The following is a 6,049-nucleotide window of genomic DNA, read 5'->3' as shown; positions in this document are numbered from 1 at the left end:
TCTGTGATTAGGAGGGTTAGTGCTTCAATGGAACAATATTTATAAGTAATGATAGTGGTATGGGTTTTGTATATACTATCTATCGTGTATCTAGTTTTTTTTTTTTTTTTTTTTTTTTTTTTTTTTTTTTTTTTTTTTTATTCGAGTCTCGTGGGCTCGGGGGGTGGCGACTGGTGCACGTGCACAAGGTAGGGGTGCGAGGCTGCGGTGACTACGGTCTGTTCGGCCAGGATTACGGATTGTCGGATTCTACGGTTTCGGAAGTCCGTCCGATCTCGTCCGATACGTGTCCGAGCTGGCTGAAGATCATCTGGCGAGGGCTCGCTTCCGGCCAGGAGGATGGCGCCGTACGTGCCCGTGCTCGCGGGCAGCGCAGGCGTGGAAGGGCGGCACCGGTATGAGCAGCATCGACGGCCACATTCGCGAGCGGCTCCTGGCGCCGAACTTCTGGCACCTGGCGACGGTCGGCCCGGACGGCACACCGCAGGTTTCGCCCATGTGGGCGGACATCGAGGATGCGTACGTCATGGTCAACACGTCGATCGGCCGCGTAAAGGTCGACAACCTGCGGCGCAATCCGAACGTTTCGCTGTCTCACCATGACGCCGAGAACCCTTACGACCGCGTGGAGATCCGGGGCCGGGTCGCACATTTCGTCGAGGGTGAGACGGCTGAGCGGGCCATGGACCGGCTGGCGCGGAAGTACATCGGCGAGGACCGGTATCCGTGGCTGCTGCCCGGGGAGCAGCGGGTGATGCTGCTGATCGAGCCGACGCGGGTGCGGCATGTGGTGGGGGTGGAGCGGTTTCGGCCTGGGGTGCTGCCGGAGGGGGCCGCCTGAGGGTCGGTTGGGCGCGCGTCAGAGGGTTGTGGTCGGCCCGGAGCATGCGCCATCCGGCGTGCGGCGCGGAAGTGATCGCCGGACTGCGCTCGACTCACGAACCACCGACGACGAATCGCCGACGACGAACCACTGATGGCAGGACTCCTGAGTACAACCCTGGCCCGGCCACGCGGGTCTTGCTCGCGTGAACTCTGCGCCGCACCCAGGCGCAGGGCGTTGATCAGGAGATGCACCATGCGAGTCACTGCCATTCGTCGTACCGTCCTGACCGCTTCCGCGGTCTCCTTAGCGCTTCTGGTCACCGCCTGCGGTGGCAGCGAGCAGGGCGGTGAGGACAAGGAGGCGAAGGGCGGCGCCAAGTCCGAGAAGCCGGTAGCGAAGGCGCTCGCCGCCGACGAGCTGGAGAAGCTCGTGGTCGCCAAGGGCGACGTCGAGGGCCACGAGATCACGGAGCCGGGGAAGGACGACGTCTTCGAACCCGACGCCCTCTCCTCCGTCGAAAAAGCCGAGTGCAAGCCCGTCGCTCAGGTGTTGTCCGCCCTGCCTGCGGGCGAGCCGGCGGCGAGCGCCCAGCGGCTCGTCGTCGAGGAGCCCGAGGGGGCCAAGAAGGACATGCCCTTGACCGAGGAACTCGCGGACATGACGGAGAAGGAGGCCGAGGAGGCGATGCTCGACTCGCTCGACATCACCAAGACGATGACCTCCCTCTGGTCCTACGACGCCGACGGCGCCGAGCAGACCCTCGCCACACTGCGGGAGGCCGGCAAGAAGTGCGCCGGGGGCTTCGCCATGACGATCGACGGGGAGAAGCAGCAGGTCACCAAGGTCAGCGAGGAGAAGCTCTCCGCAGGCGAGGACGCCGTCGCCTGGACCGTGGGGACGAAGCAGGGCGCCGCCGCCGACACCAAGGTCGTCGTCTTCCGGCAGGGCACCACGCTCGCAGGGTTCTCGTCCTTCAACATCGCGGCGATCACCCGGGGCGAGGCGTTCGAGCTGCCGACCGCCGTCATTGACGCGCAGGCGGCCAAGCTCGGCTGATCCGTACACCTCTCTGAGTTGAGCAGGGTCGGGGACTGGAAACGGGGCGTAAGCCACCGCGCCAGCCCCGACCCTGCTCACAGTAGGTGGTCGGCTTTTCCGGAATCATCTGCCGTCCCGTGTGTAAGAAGCGTCCGCTACCGGACACAGACACGGGTGGAGGGGATGTGGACACCAACGCAGACGAGCAGAGCTTCACCGAGTTGTACACCCGGCATCGCGCTGCCGTGGAGCGCTGCATACGTCGCCGGGTGGTGCCAGACGAGGTTGCCGACGTCCTGTCAGAGGTGTTCCTCACAGCGTGGCGCCGACTCGATGAGATACCGCATGCCAAAGCCCTGCCGTGGTTGTACGGCACAGCCCGGCGGACTCTCGCCAACGCCCATCGTGCCGACCGGCGTCGCGGCAGCTTGGTTGAGCTACTGGCATCCCAGCCGTGGCAGCACGCCCATGATCATGCCGAGTCGCAGAGTGAGCGCATGGCTCTGGCTCTGGCCTTCGAGGCACTCAGCGACTCCGATCAGGAGATCCTGCGCCTTTCCGTATGGGAGGCGTTGCCATCTCGTGAGGCCGCAGTCGTTCTTGGCTGCTCCCCCTCAACCTTCCACGTGCGCCTCCACCGGGCGCGATCCCGATTGCGCCGGCGATTGGTGGACCTGCGGACCGCCGAACAGAGAGGTGAGGATCCGTCCGCGCAGCGAAGCACTCGGACGAGCATCGGGGGAGCAGATGCGTGACATGCAGGAAGCGCTGCGCGCGCTGGATCCGGCCAGACTGGCGGGTGCCGACGAGACCCCCAGTCAGGCGCAGGCCCGACTGGAAGCGATCGTTGGTACACCACGCCCGGCACTCGCAACCCGTACTCGTGACCGCCGGTCGAGGCGCTGGGTGCTTGCCGGGGTCTCTGTGGCCGCCTCTGTGGCCATCGGGTTGGTCGTGGCCGATCCGTTCGGCTCAACAGCCCAGCCTGCCTACGCTGTTACACCACGGCCGCTGTCGTACCAGCCTGCCGACAGGCCGGCCGATCAGGTCCTCGAAGAGATCGCTCTTCGTATCGCGAGCCTCCCGGACGACCGGCCCGCCACCTGGTCGGTCGAGCGCTTCGTCCAGGAGAGTTGGTCACTGGCCACTCGCATCGATGGCCTGCAGGTCACCTCTGCGGTGCTCCCGGAGTACCGAGTGACGTGGCAGAAGCCGGATGGCTCCAGCCGTTGGACCGTGAAGACGCTGCCACCGCAATTCCAGAACACCGAGCAGCGGAAGACCTGGGAGGCTGCTGGCGCAGTCGGCGAGACCCCCGAGAAATCGTCCGGCAGCGCACCGTCCACGAAATCAGCCGGTGAGCCGCCCTCCACTCCGGGGGCATGCAGAAATGGCTGGCCACGGGGCAGACTTCATTGACCCCTGGCCTCGCGTTCGAGGTCGTGCCCGAGCGGTTCATGGATCATGTGTTCTCCCCTGCCCAGCGGGCCGGCCTGCTGCGTGTCCTCAAGAACCTGGATGGAATCGTCTACGCAGGCGTGGTGCGGGACCGAGCAGGCAGGGAGGGGCAGGCCTTCTCCCTGACAAGCGACTTCGGCGGTCTCCCAAACAAGCGGACGCTGGTATTCGACCCCTCCACCGGATCTCTCCTCGCTTACGAGGAAGAGCTGACCAGCGATCCAGGCGCCCTCAACGTGAAGACTCCGGCAGTCATCGGCTACTCAACGTTTCTGGCAGCCGCGCGTATCCCTTGAGCGGAATCCAGCGCTCCCAGTAACTGGCTTTCTGGACCGGCTCACTCCTGGCCGTCGATCAGACGGTTATCAGGCCGATCGTGGGCTCCCGCGGAAGATCCAGAGCCGCGGCGCACAGCTTCGGTATGTGCGAGCTGTCGGAGGTCACCAGGCGGACCGGAGGCAGGCAGAGGGCAGCGGTGGCGACGACGATTGCGTCCACTAGGCATTCGTGCCCGTCCTCGGCACCGTCGACGTGCAGGGACAGTCCCTGCGCGTCCAGTATGAGAGTGTCACCGCTCTTGCCCTTGGCCTTGAGGCGCTTACTTACCACTCGGCCTCTGCAGGTCGCAGAGCCTCATCGCCTACCGGACCGAACTCGCGCTCGTCGGCCTCGATGACCTCGCGGAGCTTGGCCATGGCCAGCCACTGCTCCAGAGCCTCGGAGGCAACGGCTGAGAAACCGGTCTTCCCGGTGCGATCCTCGACCTCTTTCACCAACGACTGCGGCAGGGAGACGGACCGCTTGCCTGCCCGCTCCGGAATGGGGGGAACGGCTTGAGTGCTCACACGCAGAACGTAACGCCACTGCTAGGAAAAGAACCTGGGCATAGAGAAAGCTGCACGTCAGGGGCTCGCGGCTGGCTCCGCTCTCGGTGTTTGCGCCCACCGGAGCGCCGCGAGGGCCACTGAGCCTTTCCCGGCAAGCGTCCGTCGCTCGCTGTGATCGCGATGGCGGCGTTCGGCCGCTACCGGAGTGAGTTGGGGCTCACAGCAGGTGGTCGGCCTTTCCGGCCTTGATGTCGAGGATGAGGGTGCGGAGGGCTTCGCGGGTGTCGGTTAGGTAGTGGTCTTCTTGGCCGGCCAGGGCTATGTAGGCGTTGCCTTGGGGGTCTGTGCCTATTCGGAAGCAGTTGGCGCCTTCGCCGCAGTACGGCTCTTCCCAGGTGATGTCCGGCACGGGTGCTCCTAGAGGTCGTCGGCGAGGGTGCGGATGAAGTCGCGTGAGGTTTTCGGGGTGAGGGCAGCGGACTGCATGGCGTCGAGTTGAGCCCGGTACTTGGCGAGTTGTGCCTCCGTGTCGATGAACTCCGGGCCGTGGGTGCTGTCGAGTTCCACCGTGTCGAGGCGAGGGACGGTCGCTTCGGCGTAGATGACGGACTGCCCGGCGCCGGGGAAGCCGCCTGCCTTGAACGGGATGACCCGTACGGTCACGGTGTCGCGCTCGGACATGCGTAGCAGGTGCTCCAGTTGCCTCCGTGCCACCGCCGGTCCGCCGAACTCCATACGGAGGGCGGCCTCGTGGAGGATCACGTCGAGGGTTGGGGGCTCCGGCCGGTCGAGCACCTGCTGCCGGTCGATCCGGTGGGCGACGCGGGTCTCGACGTCAGCCGTGGGCAGGGGCGGGATCACGGCTTCGAAGACGGCTCGGGCGTGTTCCTCGGTCTGGAGCAGACCTGGCAGGTGCACGGTGACGGCGATGCGCAGCCGCTTGGCGTGCCACTCCAGTTCGGCGATGTCCAGGAAGGCGTCCCGGAGTTGGCCCCGGTAGGCCTCCCACCATCCCTTGTCGCGCGCGGCGGCCATGACGGCGAGGGCTTCGATGAGATCCCGGTCCGTGCAGCCGTAGTTGCTCGCGAGGGTGCGTACGCGTTCGGGGCTGATGCCGGAGCGGCCCGACTCCATGTTGGGGACGTTCGTGCGGGGGACGTTCAACAGGCCGGCGGCGTGCTCCGTCGTCATCCCGGCCGCGATGCGCATCCTGCGCAACTCCGCGCCGAGCCGCCGCTGGCGCTCCGTCGGTGTGCTCCTGGGCGGCATGTGCCCTCTCCTGTTCGGCCGTTGACTGGGTCAGTCTGCCGCCGGGGCGCGTGATCGGTCCACCGGGAACTTCCCTGAGGAGTAGTACACGTACTCCTCTGATGGTCTACAGTCGGTGACGAGTCGCTTACGGCCCGACGTTGTCGGAAGCGCATCGCGCGAGCCTGCCCAGGTTTGGGTCAAGACGTCGAGGTCCGTCAATTTGCCGAGTTCTCAAGGGAGTTCCGTATGTCCGCAACAGCTGTTTCCGTCTGCTCCGTCCTCGACGACGTGTCGGTGGCAACCCCGTCACCGTCACCCGAAACCCTCGCGTACAGCCTCACGCTTCCCGCCGATCTGACCAGCCCTCGCATCGCTCGGGCGACGACCAGGGCGGTCCTCCAGTTGCATCGGCTGGAGGACGTGACGGATGCGGCGGTGCAGGTGGTGGGTGAACTGACCGCGTGCGCTTGCCGGTTCACGTCGGGGGCCGAGGTGTATCTGTCGCTGCGTTGTCGGGAGGAGGCGTTGCGGGTGATCTTCTACGACGGGCATCCACGGCATACGCATCCTCGTCTGGCGGCGGCTTGTGATGCGCGGAGGCGGGCGGCGTTGCGGGTGTTGGGGTGCGTGGTGCGGGCTTGTGAGGGGG

General features: G+C 65.7%; 10 protein-coding genes. 6 read left to right on the top strand and 4 right to left on the bottom strand.

The window, feature by feature from the left end:
- Nucleotides 1–397 precede the first annotated feature (397 nt).
- From G6048_RS46240 to G6048_RS46220, 5 genes are all read left to right on the top strand, one after another.
- Entirely contained in the window at nucleotides 398–841 is a 444-nt protein-coding gene (locus G6048_RS46240; RefSeq protein WP_165345612.1) for a PPOX class F420-dependent oxidoreductase, read from the top strand.
- 237 nt (nucleotides 842–1,078) lie between these two features.
- A complete protein-coding gene (locus G6048_RS46235) occupies nucleotides 1,079–1,882 on the top strand; it encodes a hypothetical protein (RefSeq protein WP_165345611.1) in 804 nt (267 codons plus the stop codon).
- A 167-nt stretch (nucleotides 1,883–2,049) separates the two neighbouring features.
- Nucleotides 2,050–2,619 (top strand): RNA polymerase sigma factor, encoded by a 570-nt coding sequence (locus G6048_RS46230; protein WP_165345610.1) that lies wholly within the window; start codon nucleotides 2,050–2,052, stop codon nucleotides 2,617–2,619.
- The gene (locus G6048_RS46225) at nucleotides 2,612–3,283 is read left to right on the top strand and encodes a hypothetical protein (protein WP_165345609.1); all 672 of its coding nucleotides are present in this window, start codon (nucleotides 2,612–2,614) and stop codon (nucleotides 3,281–3,283) included. Before G6048_RS46230 ends, G6048_RS46225 begins: the two co-directional genes overlap by 8 nt.
- Nucleotides 3,247–3,618, top strand: a complete 372-nt coding sequence (locus G6048_RS46220; RefSeq protein WP_165345608.1) for a hypothetical protein — start codon at nucleotides 3,247–3,249, stop codon at nucleotides 3,616–3,618. The genes G6048_RS46225 and G6048_RS46220 overlap by 37 nt, the downstream gene beginning before the upstream one ends.
- Nucleotides 3,619–3,676: 58 nt before the next feature.
- Here the strand turns inward: G6048_RS46220 and G6048_RS46215 are convergent, their stop codons facing one another.
- The 4 genes from G6048_RS46215 to G6048_RS46200 form a co-directional block, all read right to left on the bottom strand.
- Nucleotides 3,677–3,931 (bottom strand): hypothetical protein, encoded by a 255-nt coding sequence (locus G6048_RS46215; protein WP_165345607.1) that lies wholly within the window; start codon nucleotides 3,929–3,931, stop codon nucleotides 3,677–3,679.
- Complete coding sequence (locus G6048_RS46210; protein WP_165345606.1) at nucleotides 3,925–4,167, bottom strand: hypothetical protein; 243 nt, start codon at nucleotides 4,165–4,167, stop codon at nucleotides 3,925–3,927. The genes G6048_RS46215 and G6048_RS46210 overlap by 7 nt, the downstream gene beginning before the upstream one ends.
- A gap of 199 nt (nucleotides 4,168–4,366) precedes the next feature.
- Nucleotides 4,367–4,558, bottom strand: a complete 192-nt coding sequence (locus tag G6048_RS46205; RefSeq protein ID WP_165345605.1) for a hypothetical protein — start codon at nucleotides 4,556–4,558, stop codon at nucleotides 4,367–4,369.
- An 8-nt stretch (nucleotides 4,559–4,566) separates the two neighbouring features.
- A complete protein-coding gene (locus G6048_RS46200) occupies nucleotides 4,567–5,418 on the bottom strand; it encodes a helix-turn-helix domain-containing protein (protein ID WP_165345604.1) in 852 nt (283 codons plus the stop codon).
- A 228-nt stretch (nucleotides 5,419–5,646) separates the two neighbouring features.
- Here G6048_RS46200 and G6048_RS46195 point away from each other — a divergent pair.
- Nucleotides 5,647–6,049: ATP-binding protein (locus G6048_RS46195; RefSeq protein ID WP_206342969.1), on the top strand; the 403-nt coding region annotated here is incomplete at its 3' end.

Source organism: Streptomyces ureilyticus (assembly GCF_011045025.1).
Classification (GTDB): domain Bacteria; phylum Actinomycetota; class Actinomycetes; order Streptomycetales; family Streptomycetaceae; genus Streptomyces; species Streptomyces ureilyticus.
The sequence above is the reverse complement of the archived record's forward strand: the minus strand, read 5'-3'. Positions and strand labels throughout refer to the sequence as shown.